Annotated in this window: 26 protein-coding genes and 1 pseudogene; 14 read left to right on the plus strand and 13 right to left on the minus strand. The window is 66.6% G+C overall.

The features are described from left to right. The first annotated feature begins 26 nt into the window (after window positions 1–26). On the plus strand, window positions 27–350 hold the full coding sequence (locus tag HU751_RS01265) for a ComEA family DNA-binding protein (RefSeq protein WP_186733726.1): 324 nt from the start codon (window positions 27–29) through the stop codon (window positions 348–350). A gap of 49 nt (window positions 351–399) precedes the next feature. On the opposite strand, the gene HU751_RS01270 is transcribed toward HU751_RS01265, so the two are convergent. Next, complete coding sequence (locus HU751_RS01270; protein ID WP_082120463.1) at window positions 400–567, minus strand: DUF2897 family protein; 168 nt, start codon at window positions 565–567, stop codon at window positions 400–402. 182 nt (window positions 568–749) lie between these two features. On the opposite strand from HU751_RS01270, the gene pyrF reads away from it, so the two are divergent. Continuing rightward, the gene (gene pyrF, locus HU751_RS01275) at window positions 750–1,451 is read left to right on the plus strand and encodes an orotidine-5'-phosphate decarboxylase (protein ID WP_069017485.1); all 702 of its coding nucleotides are present in this window, start codon (window positions 750–752) and stop codon (window positions 1,449–1,451) included. A 100-nt stretch (window positions 1,452–1,551) separates the two neighbouring features. Here the strand turns inward: pyrF and HU751_RS01280 are convergent, their stop codons facing one another. Next, window positions 1,552–2,553: an NADP-dependent oxidoreductase gene (locus HU751_RS01280; RefSeq protein ID WP_186733725.1), complete on the minus strand. Its 1,002-nt coding sequence runs from the start codon at window positions 2,551–2,553 to the stop codon at window positions 1,552–1,554. A 176-nt stretch (window positions 2,554–2,729) separates the two neighbouring features. On the opposite strand from HU751_RS01280, the gene HU751_RS01285 reads away from it, so the two are divergent. Beyond that, window positions 2,730–3,491: an SDR family oxidoreductase gene (locus tag HU751_RS01285; protein WP_186733724.1), complete on the plus strand. Its 762-nt coding sequence runs from the start codon at window positions 2,730–2,732 to the stop codon at window positions 3,489–3,491. Here HU751_RS01285 and HU751_RS01290 read toward each other — a convergent pair. Then, window positions 3,442–4,623 carry an MFS transporter gene (locus HU751_RS01290; protein ID WP_186733723.1) on the minus strand — a complete coding sequence of 394 codons (1,182 nt, stop codon included), beginning with the start codon at window positions 4,621–4,623 and terminating at the stop codon, window positions 3,442–3,444. The genes HU751_RS01285 and HU751_RS01290 overlap by 50 nt on opposite strands. Before the next feature lie 123 nt (window positions 4,624–4,746). Here HU751_RS01290 and HU751_RS01295 point away from each other — a divergent pair, with 123 nt between their 5' ends. The 3 genes and pseudogenes from HU751_RS01295 (at window position 4,747) to HU751_RS27165 (ending at window position 8,198) form a co-directional block, all read left to right on the plus strand. Beyond that, entirely contained in the window at window positions 4,747–6,144 is a 1,398-nt protein-coding gene (locus HU751_RS01295; protein ID WP_186733722.1) for an aminotransferase-like domain-containing protein, read from the plus strand. Window positions 6,145–7,112: 968 nt separating this feature from the next. After that, a pseudogene (locus HU751_RS27160) lies at window positions 7,113–7,340 on the plus strand (HAMP domain-containing protein); the annotation flags it as partial. After that, window positions 7,335–8,198: a methyl-accepting chemotaxis protein gene (locus HU751_RS27165; protein WP_437181040.1), complete on the plus strand. Its 864-nt coding sequence runs from the start codon at window positions 7,335–7,337 to the stop codon at window positions 8,196–8,198. The pseudogene HU751_RS27160 and the gene HU751_RS27165, both read left to right, overlap by 6 nt. A gap of 97 nt (window positions 8,199–8,295) precedes the next feature. On the opposite strand, the gene HU751_RS01305 is transcribed toward HU751_RS27165, so the two are convergent. Continuing rightward, a complete protein-coding gene (locus HU751_RS01305; RefSeq protein WP_186733720.1) occupies window positions 8,296–9,486 on the minus strand; it encodes a benzoate/H(+) symporter BenE family transporter in 1,191 nt (396 codons plus the stop codon). Window positions 9,487–9,631: 145 nt separating this feature from the next. Here HU751_RS01305 and HU751_RS01310 point away from each other — a divergent pair, with 145 nt between their 5' ends. Further along, window positions 9,632–10,234, plus strand: a complete 603-nt coding sequence (locus tag HU751_RS01310) for a glutathione S-transferase family protein (RefSeq protein WP_110736600.1) — start codon at window positions 9,632–9,634, stop codon at window positions 10,232–10,234. A gap of 95 nt (window positions 10,235–10,329) precedes the next feature. Here HU751_RS01310 and HU751_RS01315 read toward each other — a convergent pair whose 3' ends face one another. From HU751_RS01315 to HU751_RS01335, 5 genes are all read right to left on the minus strand, one after another. After that, window positions 10,330–10,701 (minus strand): glutathione S-transferase N-terminal domain-containing protein, encoded by a 372-nt coding sequence (locus HU751_RS01315; RefSeq protein ID WP_186712821.1) that lies wholly within the window; start codon window positions 10,699–10,701, stop codon window positions 10,330–10,332. 58 nt (window positions 10,702–10,759) lie between these two features. Continuing rightward, a complete protein-coding gene (gene folE, locus HU751_RS01320) occupies window positions 10,760–11,305 on the minus strand; it encodes a GTP cyclohydrolase I FolE (RefSeq protein ID WP_110736603.1) in 546 nt (181 codons plus the stop codon). A gap of 69 nt (window positions 11,306–11,374) precedes the next feature. Continuing rightward, entirely contained in the window at window positions 11,375–11,935 is a 561-nt protein-coding gene (locus HU751_RS01325; RefSeq protein ID WP_186733719.1) for a Smr/MutS family protein, read from the minus strand. A 205-nt stretch (window positions 11,936–12,140) separates the two neighbouring features. Further along, entirely contained in the window at window positions 12,141–12,461 is a 321-nt protein-coding gene (locus HU751_RS01330) for a hypothetical protein (RefSeq protein WP_186733718.1), read from the minus strand. 88 nt (window positions 12,462–12,549) lie between these two features. Beyond that, window positions 12,550–13,140, minus strand: a complete 591-nt coding sequence (locus HU751_RS01335) for a cysteine hydrolase family protein (RefSeq protein ID WP_050704637.1) — start codon at window positions 13,138–13,140, stop codon at window positions 12,550–12,552. A 179-nt stretch (window positions 13,141–13,319) separates the two neighbouring features. Here HU751_RS01335 and prmB point away from each other — a divergent pair, with 179 nt between their 5' ends. Further along, the gene (gene prmB / locus HU751_RS01340; RefSeq protein ID WP_028691769.1) at window positions 13,320–14,228 is read left to right on the plus strand and encodes a 50S ribosomal protein L3 N(5)-glutamine methyltransferase; all 909 of its coding nucleotides are present in this window, start codon (window positions 13,320–13,322) and stop codon (window positions 14,226–14,228) included. Between the two features lie 180 nt (window positions 14,229–14,408). Here the strand turns inward: prmB and HU751_RS01345 are convergent, their stop codons facing one another. Together HU751_RS01345 and HU751_RS01350 are read right to left on the minus strand one after the other, a co-directional pair. Further along, window positions 14,409–15,191: a hypothetical protein gene (locus HU751_RS01345; RefSeq protein ID WP_186712823.1), complete on the minus strand. Its 783-nt coding sequence runs from the start codon at window positions 15,189–15,191 to the stop codon at window positions 14,409–14,411. A 151-nt stretch (window positions 15,192–15,342) separates the two neighbouring features. Further along, window positions 15,343–16,302: an alpha/beta hydrolase gene (locus tag HU751_RS01350; protein ID WP_186733717.1), complete on the minus strand. Its 960-nt coding sequence runs from the start codon at window positions 16,300–16,302 to the stop codon at window positions 15,343–15,345. 211 nt (window positions 16,303–16,513) lie between these two features. On the opposite strand from HU751_RS01350, the gene aroC reads away from it, so the two are divergent. From aroC to HU751_RS01365, 3 genes are all read left to right on the plus strand, one after another. After that, window positions 16,514–17,605, plus strand: a complete 1,092-nt coding sequence (gene aroC / locus HU751_RS01355; RefSeq protein ID WP_186733716.1) for a chorismate synthase — start codon at window positions 16,514–16,516, stop codon at window positions 17,603–17,605. 101 nt (window positions 17,606–17,706) lie between these two features. Continuing rightward, complete coding sequence (locus HU751_RS01360) at window positions 17,707–18,861, plus strand: MFS transporter (protein ID WP_186733715.1); 1,155 nt, start codon at window positions 17,707–17,709, stop codon at window positions 18,859–18,861. Further along, window positions 18,861–19,397, plus strand: a complete 537-nt coding sequence (locus tag HU751_RS01365) for an oxidase (RefSeq protein ID WP_186733714.1) — start codon at window positions 18,861–18,863, stop codon at window positions 19,395–19,397. The genes HU751_RS01360 and HU751_RS01365 overlap by 1 nt, the downstream gene beginning before the upstream one ends. An 18-nt stretch (window positions 19,398–19,415) precedes the next feature. On the opposite strand, the gene HU751_RS01370 is transcribed toward HU751_RS01365, so the two are convergent. Further along, window positions 19,416–19,688 carry a DUF3509 domain-containing protein gene (locus tag HU751_RS01370; protein ID WP_028691763.1) on the minus strand — a complete coding sequence of 91 codons (273 nt, stop codon included), beginning with the start codon at window positions 19,686–19,688 and terminating at the stop codon, window positions 19,416–19,418. Between the two features lie 268 nt (window positions 19,689–19,956). On the opposite strand from HU751_RS01370, the gene HU751_RS01375 reads away from it, so the two are divergent. Together HU751_RS01375 and HU751_RS01380 are read left to right on the plus strand one after the other, a co-directional pair. Further along, window positions 19,957–20,478: an ankyrin repeat domain-containing protein gene (locus HU751_RS01375; RefSeq protein ID WP_186733713.1), complete on the plus strand. Its 522-nt coding sequence runs from the start codon at window positions 19,957–19,959 to the stop codon at window positions 20,476–20,478. Window positions 20,479–20,538: 60 nt separating this feature from the next. Further along, complete coding sequence (locus HU751_RS01380) at window positions 20,539–21,069, plus strand: hypothetical protein (protein WP_186733712.1); 531 nt, start codon at window positions 20,539–20,541, stop codon at window positions 21,067–21,069. A gap of 213 nt (window positions 21,070–21,282) precedes the next feature. Here HU751_RS01380 and HU751_RS01385 read toward each other — a convergent pair whose 3' ends face one another. After that, window positions 21,283–22,221 carry a ZIP family metal transporter gene (locus tag HU751_RS01385; protein ID WP_186733711.1) on the minus strand — a complete coding sequence of 313 codons (939 nt, stop codon included), beginning with the start codon at window positions 22,219–22,221 and terminating at the stop codon, window positions 21,283–21,285. Window positions 22,222–22,347: 126 nt separating this feature from the next. Between HU751_RS01385 and HU751_RS01390 the strand changes: the two genes are divergently transcribed. Further along, on the plus strand, window positions 22,348–22,539 hold the full coding sequence (locus HU751_RS01390; protein ID WP_023629733.1) for a PLDc N-terminal domain-containing protein: 192 nt from the start codon (window positions 22,348–22,350) through the stop codon (window positions 22,537–22,539). Window positions 22,540–22,607 lie beyond the last annotated feature (68 nt).

A 22,607-nucleotide genomic window follows, 5' to 3' on the forward strand; every position in this document is an offset into this window, starting at 1 on the left:
ATTTCAGCCGCAAGGAGTGATACCTCATGCGTAATACCGTACTGTCATACCTGTTGCTTCCACTTTTCGCCGCTCTTCCATTTACCATCAGCGCGGCTCCCGGGGTGGACAGCCAGCCGGCTGCCGCAGTGGTGAGCTCGCTGGGCCAGGGTAATCGGGTGGACCTGAACAAGGCTGATAGCCAGACCTTGCAAAAGGCGCTCGATGGCATCGGCCAGTCCAAGGCCCAGGCAATCATTGCCTACAGAGAAGCGAACGGTCCGTTCACTTCGGTGGATGAGCTGTTGGAAATCAAGGGCATCGGCAGCGCGTTGCTTGAGCGTAACCGTGACCGGTTGACGGTCGAGTAATGCAATCGACAGCCGATCAGGCGTCTTGCCCGGTCGGCCTGTCGGTCACTTAGCGATCCTGCGCGTCCTTCGCATCCGCCTCGGCATTGCGCTCATGCACCTTCTTCAACTGCTCCTCGGTCAACGGCAACTTCTTCGCCGTATCCCGCAGCAGCATCAACCCGCCGACAATCGACCCGAGAGCCACAAGCAGTATCAACCAGGCATACCAAGGCATCGAGATTCTCCTGAACGCGTACAGGGCACCGCTTACATGGCATTCGAGCCATTGCCGCAGCCGTTGGTTCAATTATAGGAGCCGCCCCCGCCCGGGCCAAATCTCATGACCCGCGGCCCCCAAACCCCGCGCCACTTCGTTTACAATGCGCGCCGTTTACGACTTGCCAAGAGACCCTGCCCATGTCCGCCTGCCAGACGCCCCTGATCGTCGCCCTGGATTTCCCCACCCGTGACGCCGCCCTGAAGCTGGCCGACCAGCTCGACCCCGCCCTGTGCCGGGTCAAGGTGGGCAAGGAACTGTTCACCAGCAGCGCCTCGGGTATTGTCGAAACCCTGTGCAGCAAGGGCTTCGAAGTATTCCTCGACCTCAAGTTCCACGACATCCCCAACACCACCGCCATGGCGGTCAAGGCCGCGGCCGAGATGGGCGTGTGGATGGTCAACGTGCACTGCTCCGGTGGCCTGCGCATGATGTCGGCCTGCCGTGAAGAGCTGGCCAAGCGCAGCGGCCCGCAGCCGCTGCTGATCGGCGTGACCGTGCTGACCAGCATGGAGCGCGAGGACCTGGCCGGCATCGGCCTGGATGTCGATCCGCAGGAGCAGGTGCTGCGCCTGGCGGCGCTGGCGCAGAAGGCCGGCATGGACGGCCTGGTGTGCTCGGCACTGGAAGCGCCGGCACTGAAGGCGGCGCACCCGTCGCTGCAGCTGGTGACCCCGGGTATTCGCCCGGCGGGCAGCGCCCAGGATGACCAGCGCCGGATTCTGACCCCGCGTCAGGCACTGGACGCCGGTTCCGATTACCTGGTGATCGGGCGTCCGATCAGCCAGGCGGCCGATCCGGCCAAGGCACTGGCTGCCGTGGTGGCTGAAATCCGCGGTTGAATCAGGGATCGTGGGAGCGGGCTGGCCCCGCGATGGCGTCAGCCCAGGCAATCGCCATCGCGGGGCAAGCCCGCTCCCACAAAGCGCCTGGCTGCTGATCTCAGACCTTCAACACCAGCTTGCCGAAATTCTCCCCGCTGAACAGCTTGAGCAGCGTCTCGGGGAAGGTCTCCAGCCCCTCCACCACATCTTCCTTGCTCTTCACCTTGCCGCTGGCCAGCCAGCCGGCCATTTCCTGCGCGGCCTTGCCGTACTCCTTGACGTAGTCCATCACCACGAAGCCTTCCATGCGCGCACGGTTGACCAGCAGCGACAGGTAGTTGGCCGGGCCCTTGACCGCTTCCTTGTTGTTGTACTGGCTGATGGCGCCGCAGATCACCACCCGGGCCTTGAAGTTCAGGCGCGACAGCACGGCATCGAGGATCTCGCCGCCGACGTTGTCGAAGTACACATCCACGCCATTGGCGCATTCACGCTTGAGACCGGCGAGCACATCCTCGGCCTTGTAGTCGATGACCCCGTCGAAGCCCAGCTCATCCAGCAGGTACTGGCACTTCTGCGCGCCACCGGCGATGCCCACCACGCGGCAGCCCTTGAGCTTGGCGATCTGCCCGGCAATGCTGCCGACCGCCCCGGCGGCGCCGGAGATCACCACGGTTTCGCCGGCCTTGGGCTGGCCGACATCGAGCAGGGCGAAGTAGGCGGTCATGCCGGTCATGCCCAGGGCGGACAGGTAGCGGGGCAGGGGCGCCAGGCGCGGGTCGATCCGGTGCAGGCCCTGGGGTTCGCCGGTGAAGTAGTCCTGTACGCCAAGGGCACCGCTGACATGGTCGCCGGGCTTGTAGTCCGGGTGCATGGAGCTGACCACCTCGCCGACGCCGAGGGCGCGCATGACCTGGCCCAGGCCCACGGGTGGGATGTATGACTTGCCTTCGTTCATCCAGCCGCGCATGGCCGGATCCAGCGACAGGTAGAGGTTCTTCACCAGTACCTGGCCTTCGCCCGGCTCGGTGGCGGGTACCTGCTCGTAGGTGAAGTCGTCACGACGCACGGCGCCGACCGGGCGTCGGGTCAGCAGGAAACGGCGGTTGGTGTGGGGCATGGCGAGTTCTCCTGAACGAGTGTGAGGGGCTGATGATCGGCGGGTTGAATGGGCCGCGTCACGCAAGATCACCGCGAACGATAGTAGTCCAACCGTGCCCTTGATGATGCTGCCCAGCCCGGCGGTGCCCTGACTAGACTCAGCCACGACTTTCCATCCTTTTGCAGGAGCCAGTGATGAGCATGACTTTCTCCGGCCAGGTTGCCCTGGTCACCGGTGGCGCAGCGGGCATCGGCCGGGCGACGGCCCAGGCATTTGCCGCCGAGGGGCTCAAGGTGGTGGTGGCCGACCGTGACGCGACCGGCGGTGAAGCCACCGTGGCGCTGATTCGCCAGTCTGGTGGCGAGGCGCTGTTCGTCGCCTGCGACGTCACCCGCGACGACGACGTGCGCCAGCTGCACGAGCAGGTCATCACGGCCTATGGCCGGCTCGACTATGCCTTCAACAACGCCGGTATCGAGATTGAGAAGGGACGCCTGGCCGAGGGCAGCGAGGCGGAGTTCGATGCGATCATGGGGGTCAACGTCAAAGGTGTGTGGCTGTGCATGAAGTACCAGCTACCGCTGTTGCTGGCCCAGGGCGGCGGCGCCATCGTCAACACCGCCTCGGTGGCTGGCCTGTCGGCGGCGCCGAAGATGAGTATCTATGCGGCGTCCAAGCATGCGGTGATCGGCCTGACCAAGTCGGCGGCCATCGAGTATGCGAAGAAGGGCATCCGGGTCAACGCGGTGTGCCCGGCGGTGATCGACACCGACATGTTCCGCCGTGCCTACGAGGCCGATCCGCGCAAGGCCGAGTTCGCCGCGGCGATGCATCCGGTCGGGCGCATCGGCAAGGTCGAGGAGATCGCCAGCGCGGTGTTGTACCTGTGCAGCGATGGCGCGGCGTTCACGACGGGGCACAGCCTGACTGTCGATGGCGGCGCGTTGGCGATTTGACTGAGGTTATCCAAAGGACCAGTGCCACGGCTGTGCAGCCGAGCAGCAACACGCCGCCGAAGGCGATCAGCGCCAGTCGCGAGCCCAGCCGGTCACTGAGCAGCCCGGTAAAGATCACTGGCAGGCTGAACCCCAGGTAGGCGAGCAGGAAGAACCCGGCACTGGCCCGGGTCTTCTCGCTGCCGGCCAGTTCATTCACCGCCGCCAAGCCACCCAGGTAGATGAAGCCATAGCAGGCGCTGCTCGCTGCCACTGCGCCCAACAGCACACCCAGCAGATTGCCACTGTCGGCCCCCCAGGCCAGCAGCGCGTAGCTGCACGGCAGGATCAGCAGCCCCAGCAAGGTCGCCTGGGCACTGGCCAGGCGCCGGGCCAGCGGCTGGAACAGCAAGCCGCAACTGATCACGCAGAAGGTCGAAAACCCCGACCAGGCGCTCAGCCCGTGCTGGCGCAGAATCCCAGGCAGCAGGGCAATGACCAACCCGACACAGGCCCAGGCCAGCAGGATCGCCAGGCCATAGGCCAGGCTGCCGGCGGGGTAGCAGGGCAGGCGCAGCATGGCGCTGCGCTGCGCCGGGCGAGGGTCGGGCAGGCGCCAGACCAGCAGCAGAGCGACGGCGGCCAGCGCCAGTTGCAGGTGGAAGCTGCCGGGGGTGAGGGTCGCCCCGCTTAGCAGGAACAGGCTGGTCAGTGCCGCGCCCAGGCCGAAACCGAGCGACGTGCTGGCGGTGACCCAGGTGGCGGCGCGGCCACTGGCATCCGGCGCCATCAGTTCGCTCATGTAGGCGGTGGCGGTGGCCGAGGCAAGGCCTGTGCCCAGCCCCAGGAACAGGCGCGCCAGGCCCAGCATCTGCAGGCTCGGCGCCAGCAGCATGAGCAGCGTGGCGACCATCGACAGGGCCAGCGCGACCAGGATCAGCGGGCGCCGACCTACCCGATCGGCCAGCCCGCCGAGGGCCAGCAGCACCGGCAGCACGCCGAGCACATAGCCGGAGAAGGCCACGGCGGTTGCCGCCGCGCCTTGCCCGGACAGGTCGGCGTAGGTGATGTACAGCGGGGCCTGCAGGTTCACCGCCAGGGTGATCAGGCACAGGGCGAAAGCCAGCAAGGCTGGGGCATGGCGAGTGGACATCGGTACGGATCCGCAAGGCAGTGACAGTGACTGGCAGCATCGGCCTTGGCAGAGGCGCTCGCCAAGGCACACTCGCGGGGCATTTATGCTTAACTGTTTGCCTGAAAACAGCGAACACTTGCCATGCATTTTCATCTTGATCGTGACCTTCCCATCCCCCTGGTCCAGCAACTGACCGAGCACCTGCAGGCCTGGATCGAACAGCAGCGCCTGCGCCCCGGTGCGCGCCTGCCGTCGATCCGCGCGCTGGCCAAGGCGCAGTCGGTTAGCGCCTCGTGTGTGATCGAGGCCTACGACCGCCTGGCGGCCAACGGCTGGCTGGAGGCGCGACATGGCGCGGGCTTCTTCGTCGCCGAGCGCAAACCGGGCCTGCGGCCCGACCCCGGCGAGCCCTGGGGCGAGGCGATCGACGGCAGTTGGCGGCAGTTTCGCGAAGGGCATGAACAATTGCTCAAGCTTGGCTGTGGTTGGCTGCCGGTGGCCTGGCGCGCCGAAGCCGAGCTGGCCCAGGCCATCCGTCAGGTCAGCCGCGGCGCGCCCGAGGCGCTGTTCGACTACTGCCCGCCCCAGGGCCTGGCCAGCCTGCGCCTGCAACTGCACAAGGGTTTGGCGCGGCTGGACATCGCCGCCGAGCCGGAGCGGATCGTCACTACCCAGGGCGCCAGCCATGCCCTCGACCTGCTGGTGCGGACCTTGCTCAAACCGGGCGACACGGTGCTGGTGGAGCGCCCCGGCTACTACAACCTGTACAACTTGCTGCGCCTGCACGGTGTACGCATGCTCGAGGTGCCGCGCATCGCCACTGGCCCGGACCTGGTGGTGCTCGAGCAGTTGCTGGCCGAGCACCAGCCCCGTTGCCTGTTCATCAACAGCCTGTACCAGAACCCGACCGGCACCTGCCTTACGCCCAAGGTCGCCTACCGCCTGCTGGAACTGGCCCGCGAGCATGACCTGCGGATCATCGAGGACGACCTGTACGCGGACTTCCAGGACGGCCCGGCCACGCGCCTGGCGACCCTCGACAGCGAGCAGCGGGTGATCTACCTGGGCAGCTTCTCCAAGACCCTTAGCAGTTCGTTGCGGGTCGGCTACCTGGTGGCCGACCCGCCGTTGATCGCCCGCCTGGCCGAACTGAAGATGGTGGCCGGCATCGGCACCTCGCGCTTCGCCGAGCAGGTGGTCGGGCAGATGCTCGCCAATGGCGGCTACCGCAAGAGTGTGCAGCGCCTGCGGCTGCGCCTGGGGCAGCACCGGGCCAGGACGCTGGGGCAATTGGAGGCCTGCGGCTGGGAGGTGTTCTGCGAGCCGGTCGGCGGCATGTTCGTCTGGGCCCGGGTGCCCGGGCGCGACTTCGCCGAGCTGGAGCGGCTGGCGCTGGAGCATGCGGTACTGCTCACCCCGGGCAGCGCCTTCGATCCGCAGGGGCGGGCCAGTGACTGGCTGCGGATCAATGTCGCCTATGGGCAGGATTCCCGGGCCCAGGCGTTCTTCCGGCATGCGGGGCGACCTTTGGCGGTCTGAAAGCGACACGCTCATAGCTAAATGACACCATTCGCGCACGCGGCCCTTGTGACGAGGTCGGCGCCATTGTCACTCTTGCCGTTGGCAGAGGACCAAAGGCGAGGAGGGCGGTGATGACGGCGACCAAGCACGGTGTATTGGCCAACCTGGGCATGGCGCGCAAGCTGGGCCTGGGTTTTGCCCTGGTGTTGCTGCTCACCCTGGTGGTGGCCGCCATCGGTGTGTACGCCCTGGCCAATGTCGGCCAGCGCTTCGAGGGGCTGCGGCAGATGGCCCAGTTCAATACCGACCTGTTGAAGCTGCGCCAGCACGAACAGGCCTTCGCCCTGCGTTCGGACATCAAGGAGGCCGATGCCCTGCGCGTTGGCCAGCAGGGGCTGGTGGAGCGGGCCCGCGCGGTGCCGGCGCTGTCTTGGGCCGAGGCCGACCTTAACGCCTACGGGCAGGCCTTCGACCAGTTCGTCCAGGCGGTGCAGGCCAAGGAGCTGGCGCTGGACATGGCCAGTTGGTCGGTGTCGAGCGTGGCCAACAACCTCGATGTGCTGCAGGCCGGTCTGGCCGATGACGGCACCTATACCCTCAAGCAGTCCCAGGGCCAGCAAGGCAGCGAGTTCCTCGAGCAGGCCGGGCAGGTGGCGCAGGTGTCGCGGCTGATGCTGCAGGCCATGGACGAGGCCCGGGTGCGCCTGGAGCAGAGCCGCAAGGGCGGCGAGGCCGTTGCCGAGGGGCGCATCGCCCAGACAGTGGAGGCGGCCAGCCTGGTGGAGCAGCTCAAGTCGGCGGTGACCGACGCCGGCTACCAGAGCGTGCTGGGCGAAGTGGCCGGGCATATCGCCAGTTTCTCCGAGAAGCTCAACGAGTACACCGACCTGCTGGGCCAGGAGCGGGGGATCAAGGACCAGCTGCAGGCCCGGGCCGAGCAAGTCACCACGCGGGTCGACCAGGCCTACGTCGTCCAGGAGCAGGCCATGCAGGCGGAGCTGGCGCGCAACACCGTGGCCATCGCCGTGGCCACGGCCCTGGCACTGCTGGTGGGCGTACTGGCGGCCTGGTTGATCACCCGTGCCGTGGTCGCGCCGCTCAAGCGGGTGATCAGCCGTGCCCGGCGTATTGCCGCGGGTGAACTGGGTATCGAGGCCGAGCAGCCGCGTGCCGACGAGGTCGGTCAGCTGCTGCAGGCCATGCAGCAGATGGCCGAGGGACTGTCCGGTATCGTCAGTGGCCTGCAGCAGGGCATCGATCAGCTGGCCGGCAGCGCCCAGGCCTTGTCGGCGGTCACCGAGCAGACCAACCGCGAAGTCGGTAGCCAGAAGGATGAGACCGAGCAGGTGGCCACCGCCATGCAGCAGATGACCGCGACGGTTCACGATGTGGCGCGCAACGCCGAGCAGGCGGCCCAGGCGGCCCAGGATGCCGACGACAAGGTCGAGTCGGGGCAGCAGGTGGTGCGCCAGAGCATGCAGCGCATCGAGCAGCTGGCGGTGGCGGCCGAGACCGCCAGCAGCGGTATCGACAGCCTCAGCGCCGAGATCCATACCATCGGTGACGTGCTCGAGGTGATCAAGAGCGTGGCCGAACAGACCAACTTGCTGGCGCTCAACGCGGCGATCGAGGCGGCCCGCGCTGGCGAGCAGGGCCGTGGCTTCGCCGTGGTGGCCGACGAGGTGCGTGCCCTGGCCCGGCGCACCCGGCAGTCCACCGAGGAGATCGAGCGGCTGGTCGCCAGCCTGCGCGGCAATGCCCAGCAGTCGGTGACGCAGATTCGCGGCAGCACCGAGCTGGTGCGCCTGGCGGTGGCCGACACGCTGCAGACCGAGAGCGCCCTGGGCAGCATCGCTGCGGCAGTGTCGTTGATCCAGCAGATGAATCAGCAGATCGCCGCGGCGGCCGAGCAACAGAGCTCGGTGGCCGAGGAGATCAGCCGTAGCGTCACGCAGATCCGTGGCAGTGCCGACCAGGCGGCGCTGGCGATGCAGGACAATGCCCGTTCAAGCGTCGAGTTGGCGCAGTTGGGCAGTGACCTGAAGGGGATGGTGGGGCACTTTCGCCTGTGATTGGCTGTGGCGGCCCTATCGCGGGGCAAGCCCGCTCCCGAGCATGCCCGCTCACAGGGTCTGGGCGTGGGAGCGGGCTTGCCCCGCGATAGCGTTGTCAGCCCCTGCGCGGACTGAGGATCAGCAAGGTCAGCACTCCCGCCACGATCCCCCAGAACGCCGAGCCGATCGAGAACAGGGTGAACCCCGACGCCGTGACCATGAAGGTGATCAGCGCCGCCTCGCGCTCGCGTGCCTCGCCCATGGCCACGCTCAGGCCGTTCATGATCGAGCCGAACAGCGCCAGGGCGGCGATCGACAGCACCAGTTCCTTGGGCAGGGCGCCGAACAGCGCCGCCAGGGTCGCGCCGAAGGTGCCGGCGATGCCGTAGAAGATCCCGCACCAGACCGCCGCTGTGTAGCGCTTGGCCGGGTCTTCATGGGCATGGGGTCCGGTGCAGATCGCTGCGCTGATCGCCGCCAGGTTGATGCCGTGGGAGCCGAACGGCGCCAGCAGCAGCGAGGCGAACCCGGTGGCCGAGATCAGCGGCGAGGCCGGCACCTGGTAGCCGTCGGCGCGCAGCACGGCGACGCCGGGCATGTTCTGCGAGGTCATGGCCACCACGAACAGCGGGATGCCGATGCTGATGGTTGCCGCCAGCGAGAAGCTCGGCGTGGTCCATACCGGGGTGGCGATCTCCAGCTGGAAGCCGCTGAAGTCCAGCAGCCCCAGGGCGCCGGACAGCGCCGTGCCGACCAGCAGCGCGGCCAGCACGCAGTAGCGCGGCGACAGGCGCTTGACCAGCAGGTAGCTGAAGAACATCCCCAGCACCAGCACCGTGCGATGCTGGGCGGCGACGAAGATCTCGCTGCCGATCTTGAACAGGATGCCGGCCAGCAGGGCCGAGGCGAGCGAGGTGGGGATGCGCCGCACCAGGCGCTCGAAACTGCCGGTCAGACCGCATATCAGCACCAGCACGGCGCAGGTGATATAGGCACCGATGGCCTCGCCGTAGGTGACGCCGCCGAGGCTGGTGATCAGCAGCGCCGCGCCGGGTGTCGACCAGGCCACGGTGACCGGGGTACGGTAGCGCAGCGACAGGCCGATGCTGCACACCGCCATGCCGATCGACAGGGCCCAGATCCACGACGAGATCTGCGCGCTGGTCAGGCCGGCGGCCTGGCCGGCCTGGAACATCAGTACCAGCGAGCTGGTATAGCCGGTGAGCATGGCGATGAAGCCGGCGACGATCGCCGACGGGGAGCTGTCCGCCAGCGGCCGCAGGCGCGCGGAGGTGGCATCGGTCATGGGGAATTCCTTGTACAGGTGTAAGCAGTTTTTTCAGGCTACCGTGCAATGGCGTGATCCTTGCCATACAGCAGGCATTGCATTTAGCCGTACAGTCGCCAACTATGGGGTATTACTGCGCAACTGCGTAAAAAGGGGAGGGGCGATGTACAAGGTGTATGGGGATTACCAGTCGGGCAACTGCTACAAGGTCAAGCTGATGCTGAGCCTGCTCGACCGTCCGTATGAGTGGCACCCGGTGGATATTCTCAAGGGTGAGACCGAAACCCCCGAGTTCCTGGCCATGAACCCCAACGGCAAGGTGCCGGTGCTCAAGCTCGAGGACGGCACCTGCCTGTGGGAGTCCAACGCGATTCTCAACTACCTGGCCGATGGCAGTGAGTTCCTGCCCAGCGAGCCACGCCTGCGCACCCAGGTGCTGCAGTGGCAGTTCTTCGAGCAGTACAGCCACGAGCCGTACATTGCCGTGGCGCGCTTCATCCAGTTCTACCTGGGCTTGCCGCAGGACCGGCTGGAGGAATACAAGGGGCTGCACAAGGGCGGCTACAAGGCGCTCAAGGTGATGAACAAGCAGCTGGAAATGACGCCTTACCTGGTCGGTGAGCAATACTCGATTGCCGATGTGGCGTTGTACGCCTATACCCATGTGGCGCATCAGGGCGGTTTCGACCTGGCGGGTTACCCGGCCGTGCAGGCCTGGCTGGCGCGGGTGGCCAGCCATCCACGGCATGTGCCGATGGTGGATTGACCGGCCTCATCGCGGGTCAAGCCCGCTCCCACGCAAGCCAGCACCCGTGGGGGCGGGTCTGCGTGGGAGCGGGCTTGCCCCGCGATGGCGATCTGTCACACCGCCGCGAAGCGTTTGTCCAGATAGGCAATGATGTCCTTGGACTCGTACATCCAGGTCACCTTGCCGTCCTCCTCGATCCGCAGGCACGGCACCTTCACCCGGCCGCCGCCTTCGAGCAGCGCCTGGCGGTGCTGGGCGTCGTTCTTGGCATCGCGCAGCGCCACCGGCACGTTAAGGCGGTGCAGGGTGCGGCGGGTCTTCACGCAGAACGGGCAGGCGTGGAACTGGTACAGCGCCAGGCCCTTGGCCTGCTGCTCGACCTGGGCCTGGGCCGCGGCATCGCGCTGCTTTTTCGCCGGGCGGCTGATCCAGTCGCCGAACACGATTAGCTGGCCGAGGCCGACCCGCAGGGCTTTGACGATCATGGGCAACTCCTGAAATGAAAAAGCCGACCCCATGGGGTCGGCTCGGGACACAGGCCGATCACTTGATCAGGCTGAGGAACTCGCTGCGGGTGGAGGCGTTGTCGCGGAACTCGCCGAGCATCACCGAGGTGAGCATGGTCGAGTTCTGCTTTTCGACACCGCGCATCATCATGCACATGTGCTTGGCCTCGATGACCACCGCCACGCCCGCGGCGCCGGTCACCTGCTGGACGGCCTCGGCGATCTGGCGGCTGAGGTTTTCCTGGATCTGCAGGCGACGGGCGTACATGTCGACGATCCGCGCCACCTTGGACAGGCCCAGCACCTTGCCCTTGGGCAGGTAGGCCACATGGGCCTTGCCGATGAACGGCAGCATGTGGTGTTCGCACATCGAGTACAGCTCGATATCCCGGACCAGCACCATTTCGCTATTGTCGGAGGTGAACAACGCGCCGTTGGTCACTTCTTCCAGGGTTTGCTCATAACCGCGGCAAAGGTACTTCATGGCCTTTGCGGCCCGCTTGGGCGTGTCGAGCAGGCCCTCGCGGGAGACGTCCTCGCCGATCTGGCTGAGGATCGCGGTGTAGTTCTGTTCCAGGGACATGGATCTACCTGTGGAAAATTTCGCAAAGACGAAGGGTACGGCGACGGCGGCGGCGCTGCAAGCGCGATGTCACTCGTCGCGGCCTTCGAGCATGGTTCGCTTGAGCATCACGTACACCGCGCCGGTGCCGCCGTGGCGGGCCTGGCACGAGGCGAAGCCGAGTACCTGCGGGTGCTGGCGCAGCCAGGTGTTGACGTGGCTCTTGATCATCGGGCGCTTGCCGTCCAGGCGCGCGGCCTTGCCGTGGGTGACGCGCACGCAGCGTACTTCGAGCCTGGTCGCCTCGGCGATGAAGTCCCACAGTGTCTCGCGGGCCTTCTCGACGCTCATGCCGTGCAGGTCGAGGCTGCCCTCGAAGGCGATCTGGCCGAGCTTGAGCTTGCGGATCTGGGTTTCCTGGACGCCGTCGCGGCGCCACATCAGTTCGTCCTCGGCGCCGACGTCGATGACGAACTGGTCGGACAGGCCGTCGATCACCAGCGGCTGGTCGCTGCGGATGGTCGCCGCCTGGCGCAGGCCGGCCAGCTGCTTGCGGTCGGCCTTGGGTTTGCCGACTTCGGCGCGGTCGTGCTTGATCGGCTTGACGCCCTGCACTTGGCTGCGGAAGAGGGAAAAGTCGTCGTCTTGCATGGTGCCTCCACGTGGGCGGCGTAGTTTACGCGACTGTGCGTCGGAGTGAAGCCCTGAGCTGCGCGCGGTTTGTGTAGGGGCGGCCTCGTGCCGCGAAAGGGTCGCATAGCGGCCCCGGCGATATCAGCTTGATGCGAAGATCTGGGGGCGCTTCGCACCCCTTTCGCGGCACAAGGCCGCTCCTACACGGGGACGTGTAAATCTGTCAGTCGTGCTTCTTCATCAGGTGCGGCGACAGGTTCAACTCGCGGCCACGGCGCAGGCGGATGCGGCTGCGTCGCCAGGCGCGCACGCCGATCCACAGCAGCAACAACCCGACCACGACGAGAATCGCCGACAGCGGGCGGTTGGCATTGAGCTCGGCCAGCGCGGCGTAATTGCCCAGCAGGCCGGCGAAACCGGCCATGGCGAGCAGTATGCCCAGGGTGGCCAGCAGCACGGAAAGGGCGGCGGCAACCCGCGCGCCCCAGTTGCTCGGCTCGCGCTGGCGCAGGCGCTTGGCATCGAAACTGCCTTTGAGCTTCATTCGAATTCCTCAGGATCTGATAGAGCTGATCCGGATTTCGACCTGCGGGTCACCTTGGGGTTCCGCCCGTCCGCCGGGCGGTCGTGGCTCAGACCAGGCTGGCGGTGGGGGCGACGCAGGCGAAGTTGTCGGCCATCACGGCCATTTCGCACTGGTGGATCTGCGCGGCAGGGATCACGGTGTCCTTCAGGGCCAGGTCACGGGTTGCCGAGGCGTCCTCCACCAGGGTGCAGCGATAACCATAGTCCTTGGCGCGGCGCACGGTGGTGCTGACGCTGGAGTGGCTCATGAAACCGCAGACGATCAGGTCCAGCGGGCCGAAGGCCTGCAGCGTCTCGTGCAGCTTGGTGTTCTTGAAGGCGTTGGGCATGCGCTTGTCGATGATGGTTTCACCGGCCAGTGGCTCCAGGCCCGGGATGAACTCGCCCGCCGGGCCCTGGGGGTCGAAGCGACCGCCGACGGTGCCGAGGTGGCGCACGTGGATGATCGGACGGCCGGCCTTGCGGGCGGCATCGAGCAACCTGGCAATGTTCGCCACGGCCTCGTCCATGCCCGACAGCGCCAGCGGACCGCTCAGGTACTCCTTCTGCGCGTCGATGACGATCAGGCTGGCTTGGCCCAGCTTGGCCGGCGGGTAGTCGCGGCCAGTGAGGCGGAACATCGTGGTTGGAACGGACATCAAGGGCTCCTTGGGTAGGGCTTTTGTATACCTATTCTCCCTTGCCTTGACGTCAATGTGAATGGTTGACAGTGCAGACAGCGTGGTTGCTGGCTTGTGGCTATCGGTTTGGCTATCGGAGGAAACAAATGTGCGGTGTGGGCTGTTAGACTTTTGTCCTGTCTGAAAAGGAGTACCCCGTGATCACATCCCGCCTGCGCACCCTGCGCGACCATATCCGCTGGGCGGTCAGCCGCTTCCATGAACACGAGCTGTTCTTCGGCCATGGTGCCGACAACGCCTGGGACGAAGCCCGTCTGCTGGTGCTCGGCGCGGTGCACCTGCCCTGGGAGGTGGCCGACAGCTACCTGGACTGCGCGCTGGAGGATGACGAAACGGTACGCCTGCAGCACCTGCTCAAGCGCCGCATCGAAGAGCGCGTGCCCACCGCCTACCTGCTGGGAGAGGCCTGGTTCTGCGGCATGTCGTTCATCGTCGACGAGCGGGTGCTGGTACCGCGCTCGCCCATCGGCGAGTTGATCGAGAAACGCTTCGAGCCGTGGCTGGCTGCAGAGCCTGCGCGCATCCTCGACCTGTGCACCGGCTCAGGCTGCATCGGCATCGTTGCCGCCGAGGTGTTCCAGGACGCCGAGGTGGTGCTGGCCGACCTGTCCTTCGACGCGCTGGAGGTGGCCAACCAGAACATCGAGCGCCATGGCCTCGATGAGCGGGTGTACACCGTGCAGGGCGATGGTTTCGCTGGCCTGCCGGGGCAGCGCTTCGACCTGATCCTGTCCAACCCGCCGTATGTCGATGCCGAGGATTTCGGCGACATGCCGGCTGAGTACCACCACGAGCCCGAGCTGGGCCTGGCCTGCGGCAACGACGGCCTGGATCTGGTGCGGCGCATGCTGGCCGAGGCGGCCGACCACTTGACCGACAAGGGCCTGATGATCGTCGAGGTGGGCAACAGCCAGGTGCACGTCGAGTCGCTCTATCCCGAGGTGGACTTCGCCTGGCTGGAGTTCGAGCGCGGTGGTCACGGGGTGTTCATGCTGACGGCAGAGCAGTGCCGGCAGCATCAGGAGCTGTTCAAGGCGCGGGTCTGAAGGATTCACACCGCCCCTGTAGGAGCGGCCTTGCCGAGGCGTCGGACCGGTCGGAAAGGGCTGCATAGCAGCCCCAGGATTTCAGTGTTGATGCAAAGATTGCTGGGGCCGCTTTGCGGCCCTTTCCGACCGGTCCGACGCCTCGGCAAGGTCGCTCCTACACGGATCGCGTAGGGCAGGTCAGCGAGTGGCGATCCAGATCAGCAACCCGGCCTGGAACACCGCGAACGCCACCAGGCAGGTGATGGTGAAGCGCAGGCCGCTGTCCTCGCGGCGGTACTTGGCTACCCGCTCGTCACGCTCGCGCAGCTGGGCTTCCTTCTCCATCAGGTTCTGCTCGGCCTGCTGCAGCATGCCGGCGGCCTCGAGGTTGTCCACCCGCTGCACCTTCTCGGTGTTCCAGCCGCCCTTGAGCTGGCCCACCGGCGTTTCCACCACGCGGCCCTTGAGCAACTGGCCGTCGGTGTACTCCACCGCCAGGCCGACGCTGCTCAGCACATGGTCGCGGCGCAGGCGGGTGTCTTCGTTCAGGGCGTCCTTGTTCGGCAGGCTCATGCCCTCGACCCGGTAGTGCGAGCAACGCTGCTGCAGCCACTGCACCGCCTGCGCCAGCAGGTAGCGGCCAAGGCCACGGTTCAGCGGCTCCAGCTGCAGGCCAGCCGCGTCGCCGATACGTACCGTGCGCGCTTCGTGGTCAACGCGGATATCCAGCTGGTTCTGTTCCTTGCGCACTTTCTGCCCCGGCAGGCGGATTTCCATGCGCAGCAGGCTGTGGGCCTTGTCGTGGCGCTCGGCGTAGCCGAACTGGACGAAACGCAGCGGGCGGGCGCCGCTGTTGCGGTCGGTCGGCAGCGGCGCCAGGCGCAGCAACTGGAAGTGCTCGGCGGCAAGGTCCGCCCAGGGCAGCGGGGCGCTTTCCGGGGCTTGTTCTTCGGTCGCCTCGGCGGCGGGGGCATCGGTCATCAGGGAATCCTCAGGTGCACAGCGGCCGGGTGCCGGTACCTGCAAGGACATCGCAGATGTGGGCTTGCCCGCGATCGGGGCGCGCATGCCCCCGGATCACTGCCTTCTTAGCCGCGTTATCGGCAGGCCTGGTCAATACCTGAGGGTACTTTCAGGCCTGCGGCAGCCCGTGGATGAACAGGACGATGCGCTCCCCCAGCTCACGGGCCAACGGCAGCTCGGGATTGCGGTAGCTGTCCCGCTGCAGGTCCATCTCCCGCGGGCTGATGCGCAGCATGTGGTTCATGCCGTCGATCAGCGCCAACTGGGCGTCGGGCTTGGCCGCCTTGAGGCGCTCGGCGTCGGCCACCTCGACCTGGATGTCGTTGCGGCCCTGGACGATCAGCGCGGGCACCTTGAGCCGGGCGAATGCGGCCGCCGGGTCCTGGTGCAGCAGGGTGATCAGGTACGGCTGCACGCTGGGGCGAAATACCTGGCGCAGCGGGGCGGGCACGTCGAGGCTGGTCTGCCCGGCCTGCAAGCGGTCGATCAGCGCCACGCCACCGGCCAGTTGCGCGGGGGGCAGGCGTTGGGCCAGTTGTTCACGCAGCACGTCGGCCACCGGCCGGCCGCTGCCGGCCAAGGTGATCACCGCGCTGGCGCCGGCCTGTTCGGCGGCGAGGCTGGCGATCAGCGCGCCTTCGCTGTGGCCGACCAGGATCAGCGGGCCGAAGCGCGGGTCCTGGCGCAACGCGCGCCCCCAGGCCACCACATCGGCGACATAGCGCTCGACGCTGAGGTCGCGTTCGTCGGGGGTGGCCGGCTGGCTGGCGGCCACGCCGCGCTTGTCGAAGCGCACGCTGGCGATGTGCTCGCCGGCCAGCAGCAGGGCCAGGCGCTTGAGGTTGTCGATGCGACCGGAGGCGGGATTGTTGCCATCGCGGTCGGTAGGGCCGGAGCCGGCAATGATCAACACCACCGGCGGCGGGGTGGCTTGTTGCGGCAGCAGCAGACTGCCATGCAGCACGCCTTGGCCGGTGTCCAGGTCGATGGGGCGCTGCAGCACGGTGGGGGCGGCCTGGGCGAGGCTGGCGCAGAACAGCAGGAGCAGGGCGGCGAGGCGCGACTTCATGGAGGGGGTACTACATGGGAAGTTGATGTTTCGACCTTGGGTCATCCTGAAGGTTCGCGGGCCTCGTCGCGGAGCAAGCCCGCTCATACGAACCAACGAGAACTTTTGGGAGCGGGCTTGCCCCGCGATAAGGCCTGCACGCCCCCCAAATCCCCGTTGTTTTCCGTATACTGCCGCTTTCGACCACTTCAGGCAGATTCGCGGAGCGTCCATGTCCGGCAATACCTACGGCAAGCTGTTCACTGTCACCACCGCTGGCGAGAGCCATGGCCCGGCGTTGGTCGCCATTGTCGACGGCTGCCCGCCAGGCCTGGAAATCTCCCTCGCCGACCTGCAGCACGACCTCGACCGGCGCAAGCCCGGCACCAGCCGGCACACCACCCAGCGCCAGGAACCGGACGAAGTGGAGATCCTCTCCGGGGTGTTCGAAGGGCGTACCACCGGTTGCTCGATCGGCCTCTTGATCCGCAACACCGACCAGAAGTCCAAGGACTACTCGGCGATCAAGGACCTGTTCCGCCCGGCCCACGCCGACTACACCTACCACCACAAGTACGGCATCCGCGACTACCGCGGCGGTGGCCGCAGCTCGGCGCGCGAGACCGCCATGCGCGTGGCGGCTGGCGCTATTGCCAAGAAGTACCTGGCCACCCAGGGTATTCGCGTGCGCGGCTTCATGAGCCAGCTCGGCCCGATCGAAATCCCGTTCAAGACCTGGGACTCGGTCGAGCAGAACGCCTTCTTCAGCCCCGACCCGGACAAGGTGCCGGAGCTCGAGGCCTACATGGACCAGCTGCGCCGCGACCAGGACTCGGTGGGGGCGAAGATCACCGTGGTCGCCGAAGGCGTGATGCCGGGCTTGGGCGAGCCGATCTTCGACCGCCTCGACGCGGAGCTTGCCCATGCGCTGATGAGCATCAACGCGGTCAAGGGCGTGGAAATCGGCGCAGGCTTTGCCAGCGTCGCCCAACGTGGCACCGAGCACCGTGACGAACTGACCCCCGAGGGCTTCCTCAGCAACAATGCCGGCGGCATCCTCGGCGGCATTTCCTCGGGCCAGCCGATCGTCGCCCACCTGGCGCTCAAGCCGACCTCGAGCATCACCACCCCGGGTCGTTCGATCGACGTCGACGGCAACCCGGTCGAGGTGATCACCAAGGGCCGTCACGACCCGTGTGTCGGCATCCGCGCCACGCCGATCGCCGAGGCGATGATGGCCATCGCCTTGATGGACCACCTGCTGCGCCACCGGGCGCAAAATGCCGACGTGAGGGTCAACACCCCGGTGCTGGGCCAGCTCTGACAGTCCCGGCCCTATCGCGGGGCAAGCCCGCTCCCACGAATTCCAGCGTGGGAGCGGGCTTGCCCCGCGATAGGACCGCAAGTTTCTGAACGGACTTCCCAATGCCCCCGATCCCCTACTGGCGCCTCTCCAGCTTCTACCTCTTCTACTTCGCCCTGCTCGGCTCCACCGCGCCGTTCCTGGCCCTGTACTTCGATCACCTGGGCTTCTCTCCGGCACGCATCGGCGAGCTGGTGGCCATCCCCATGCTGATGCGCTGCGTCGCTCCCAACCTGTGGGGCTGGCTGGGTGACCGCAGCGGCCAGCGCCTGCTGATCGTGCGCCTGGGCGCGCTGTCGACCCTGGCGACCTTTTCGCTGATCTTCTTCGGCAAGAGCTATGCCTGGCTGGCGATGGTCATGGCCCTGCACGCGTTCTTCTGGCACGCGGTGCTGCCGCAGTTCGAGGTGATCACCCTGGCCCACCTGCATGGCCAGACCGCGCGCTACAGCCAGGTGCGGCTGTGGGGCTCGATTGGTTTCATCCTCGCCGTGGTCGGGCTTGGGCGCCTGTTCGAATGGCTGAGCTTGGACATCTACCCGGTGGCGCTGGTGGCGATCATGGCCGGGATCGCCGCCGCCAGCCTCTGGGTGCCCAACGCGCAACCGGTGGAGCAGGCCGAACGGCGCGGGGCAGGGGGCTTCCTCGCGCAGGTACGGACGCCTGGTGTACTGGCCTTCTATGTGTGCGTGGCCCTCATGCAGCTCAGCCACGGGCCGTACTACACCTTCCTCACCCTGCACCTGGAGCACCTGGGCTACAGCCGCGGCGCCATCGGCCTGCTGTGGGCGCTCGGGGTGGTGGCCGAGGTGCTGGTGTTCATGGCCATGAGCCGGATCTTCGGCCGTTTTTCCGTGCGCAAGGTGCTGCTGGCGAGCTTCCTGCTGGCCGCCGTGCGCTGGCTGTTGCTGGGCAACCTGGCCGATGTCCCGGCGGTGCTAGTGTTTGCCCAGGTGCTGCACGCGGCTACGTTTGGTTGTTTCCACGCTGCGGCCATCGCCTTCGTCCAGGCCAGCTTCGGCGCCCGCCAGCAGGGCCAGGGCCAGGCGCTGTACGCGGCGCTCTCGGGCACCGGCGGCGCGCTGGGCGCCTTGTACTCGGGCTACAGCTGGAAACTGCTGGGCCCGCACTTCACCTTTGGTATGGCCAGCGTCGCGGCGCTCGCGGCAGCCGTTATCATTGCCTTCCGACTCAAAGACAGCAGGAACCACCCCTGATGAGCATCCTCAGCGTATTCGACCCGTCCAGCCCGGAACTGCCGCACAAGGTGCTGACCCACCACGACGACATCGCCGCGACCCTGGCCGAGCAGGGCGTGCGCTTCGGCCGCTGGCAGTCCGGCGCGCGCCTGCGCCCGGGCAGCAGCCAGGATGAGGTGGTCGCTGCGTGCCGTGGGCCGCTCGACCAACTCATGACTGCCCATGGCAGTGTGGTGTTCGGCGTGCTCAGTCGCGATGGCGTCGACCCGAGCCAGGCCGACCTGCGCGACGAGCATGTGCATGACGGCGAGGAAGTGCTTGCGCTGATCAGCGGGCGTGGACAGGTCAGCCTGCGTCTGGGAGACGCGGTGTACGCCGTGTTGTGCGAGAAGGACGATGTGCTGGTGGTGCCGGCCGGGACACGCCGCTGGCTGGATCTGGGCGACACGCCGTTCTGCCTGGCCCTGCGTCTGTTCGCTAGCGAAAAAGCTGTGCTGCCGCGTTTTACCGGTGATGCCACGGCCCGGCAATTTGCCGGGCTCGACGAGCTCTGAAGGGGTTGGGCCGCGTGATTAGCGGTAGGTCGGCAGGGCGAAGCGTTGCTGGCTCTGCAGCATCGAAATCACCGGCAGCTCGCTCGGTTGTCCGGCCAGGTCGCGGCGGATGGCGCTGATCGCCCAGGACAGTTGCTCGGCGCTGTGCAGCTGCGCATAGGTCAGCACGCGGCGGGTCACCACGCCGTCGCTGGCGCGCAGGGTCAGCAGGACACCACCGTCCGGACGCGGTTGGGTGGTGACCTGGTAGGCGGCGAAGACCGAGGCGAATTTTTCCTGGATGAGGTCCATATCAACTCCTGACTGTTGTACTGGCAGACTTGAGTTGATGATTGCAGCGACCGTGCCAGCCTTTGATTTGATAAAAATCCTTTAAATTCAATGGCTTGAATTTGATTTTATAAGGTCGTGCATTGCAATCTGCACGCCCGTGCATTTTGCACAGTGCATTTTGCACGGTCATAGCCTCGCTCTCTGCCGCCGATAGAATCTGAACCTTGGACCGCTCGCCGCTGCCTGATGGACACTTGGCCCATTGCCAGATGCCAGGAGGTTCCCGATGTCCGATCACCAGCCCGCCACCATGACCGCCGAAGAAACCGCGGCCTTCGCCGAGGAGGTCTTCGAGCGCGCCCGCCGCGGCGACGCGACCATGCTCGGTCGCCTGCTCGACGGTGGCCTGTCCGCCGACCTGCGCAACCACAAGGGCGACACCTTGCTGATGCTGGCCAGTTACCACGGCCACCACGACGCCGTGCGGGTGCTGCTGGCCCATGGCGCCGATCCGCTGATCGCCAATGACAACGGCCAGCTGCCCATGGCCGGCGCGGCCTTCAAGGGCGACCTGGCGATGATCCGCCTGCTGCTCGAGCACGGCGTGCCGGTGGATGCCGCCGCCGCGGACGGCCGCACCGCGCTGATGCTGGCGGCGATGTTCAACCGCCTGGAGATCATCGACTACCTGCTGGCTCAGGGGGCCGATCCGGCGCTGCGTGACGCGGCCGGCGCCACCGCGCTTGCAGCCGCACGCACCATGGGCGCGGTGGACGCCGCCGCACGCCTGGAGGCGAAGGCCGGCTAACCCTTCGGGGGCGTTTGCGGCTATCCTTGGCGCCTTTCACGCCAACCCGCAGGGCCCCCCATGAAAGACCAGTTGCTCGAATTCATCAGCCTCATCGGCGCCGGCTGCATGCGCGATGAGGATATCGAGCGCATCGCCGCCGAGGCCGCCCAGGCCTACGCCGACCCCGCCGCCTTCCTCGCCGCCAACCCGGACATCAACTACGACGACACTTTCCCGTTCCCGCTGGGCGAATGGGTGGTGGTCGGCAGCCTGCCCGACACCGTGCTGTTCCAGGCCGACAGCTACCAGGACCTGTTCCAGCGGATCAGCGACTCGTTCGACAAGAGCGTGCCGTTCACCCTCAAGCCCAAGCAGCTGACGCGCACCGAGGCGCTGACCGCGCTCAACCGCATCCAGGTGCAGATGGGCGCGCTGAACAAGGAAGCCGGGGGCTACGTGTTGCTGAACTTCAGCCAGCTGCTCGATGACGAGCTGCAGATGGTGATGGTGGGGCAGAACGACCTGGCCCGTGTGCTGGAGTTGGGCGAGGCGGTTGGGATCAAGGTGGAGCCGGCGCTGGAGGCGCTGAAGGTGGCGGTGCACGTCTAAGCAACGATTCCACTTTAAGAGATCGTCCAGCCCTTCGGGCTACGCTGTCGCGCAGGGAACTATCCCCTGTGGGAGCGGCCTTGTGTCGCGAAAGGGCCGCAAAGCGGCCCCAGATTCCGAGCCACCATCAAAATTGCTGGGGGCTGCTGCGCAGCCCTATCGCGACGCAAGGCCGCTCCCACAGGGATTGCGCATGGTTTGAGAATGTGTGCCTCAACCCAACGCGGTATCAAGAAACATCATCACCGCGAACCCGCCCATCAGCCCCAGCGTCGCCGCGGTCTGGTGCCCGTTGCGATGGGTCTCCGGGATCACCTCGTGGGACACCACGAAGATCATCGCCCCCGCCGCCAGGCCCATGCTGATCGGGTAGGCCAGGGCGAAACCGGTGGAAATGCCCAGGCCGATCACCGCGCCCAGCGGCTCCATCAGGCCCGAGCCAATCGCCACCATCATCGCCTTGAAGTTCGACAGCCCCGTGGCGCGCAGGGCCAGGGCCACGGCCAGGCCTTCGGGAATGTCCTGGATGGCGATGGCGCTGGTCAGCGGCAGGCCGATGTTCATGTCGCCGTTGGCGAAGCTCACGCCGATGGCCATGCCCTCGGGCAGGTTGTGCAGGGTGATGGCCAGCACGAACAGCCACACCCGGTTGACCCGCTCGGCCTGCGGCCCGCAAGGGCCGGTGCTTTCATGCTCGTGTGGGGTGAAGCGGTCCAGGCCGAGCATCAGCAGTACCCCGAGGCCCATGCCCAGGACCACGGTGAAGGCCGCCGCCGGGCCGTTGCCGGTGATTTCGCGGGCGGCGTCCAGGCCCGGCAAGATCAGCGAGAACGAACTGGCGGCGAGCATCATGCCGGCGGCAAAGCCCAGCATCACATCCTGGGTGCGGGCGTTGACGTCGCGCAGGATCACCGCCAGCACCGCGCCCAGGGCGGTGGCGCCGAAGCCCGACAGCCCGCCGAGCAGGGCCAGGTGCAGGTTGTCGGCGTGGTCGCCGTTGACCGCGTTCCACAGGCTCGCCAGCAACAGCGCGGCGACGGCCAGCAGGCTCAGGGCCAGGCCGGCGCTGAGCCAGGGCGTTTCCTGGGCCTGTTGCCGCCAGGCGTTGAACAGTGAGTCGGGGGCGGCGCTTTGGGTGTGGGCAGGGGGCATGGAAACCTCGGGGCAGTGGATGAGAGCAGTCTATCCACTGGCCGGTACGCCCGGCCAAGGATTCCCTTCTATCGAGGCCATAGCCAGCTATGCTCTTGAACACATTTACCGTGCGGGAGCGGCGCCATGGGGTCCACCTTCAACAGTCTGGTCGGCCTGATCATCCTGGCCCTGGATATCTGGGCCATCCTCAATGTGCTCAAGAGCGGCGCCGAGGTCGGCATCAAGGTGCTGTGGATCCTGCTGATCCTGCTGCTGCCGGTGCTGGGGCTGATCATCTGGGCGATCGCCGGGCCGCGGGGCAATGTGCGGATCTGAAGCCTCTCATCCCAACTGTGTAACTTTGTAAGGGCAAGCTGCTCTCGACAAAATTTTCACACTCGATT

It is taken from the genome of Pseudomonas peradeniyensis, from assembly GCF_014268935.2.
Lineage (GTDB): Bacteria > Pseudomonadota > Gammaproteobacteria > Pseudomonadales > Pseudomonadaceae > Aquipseudomonas > Aquipseudomonas peradeniyensis.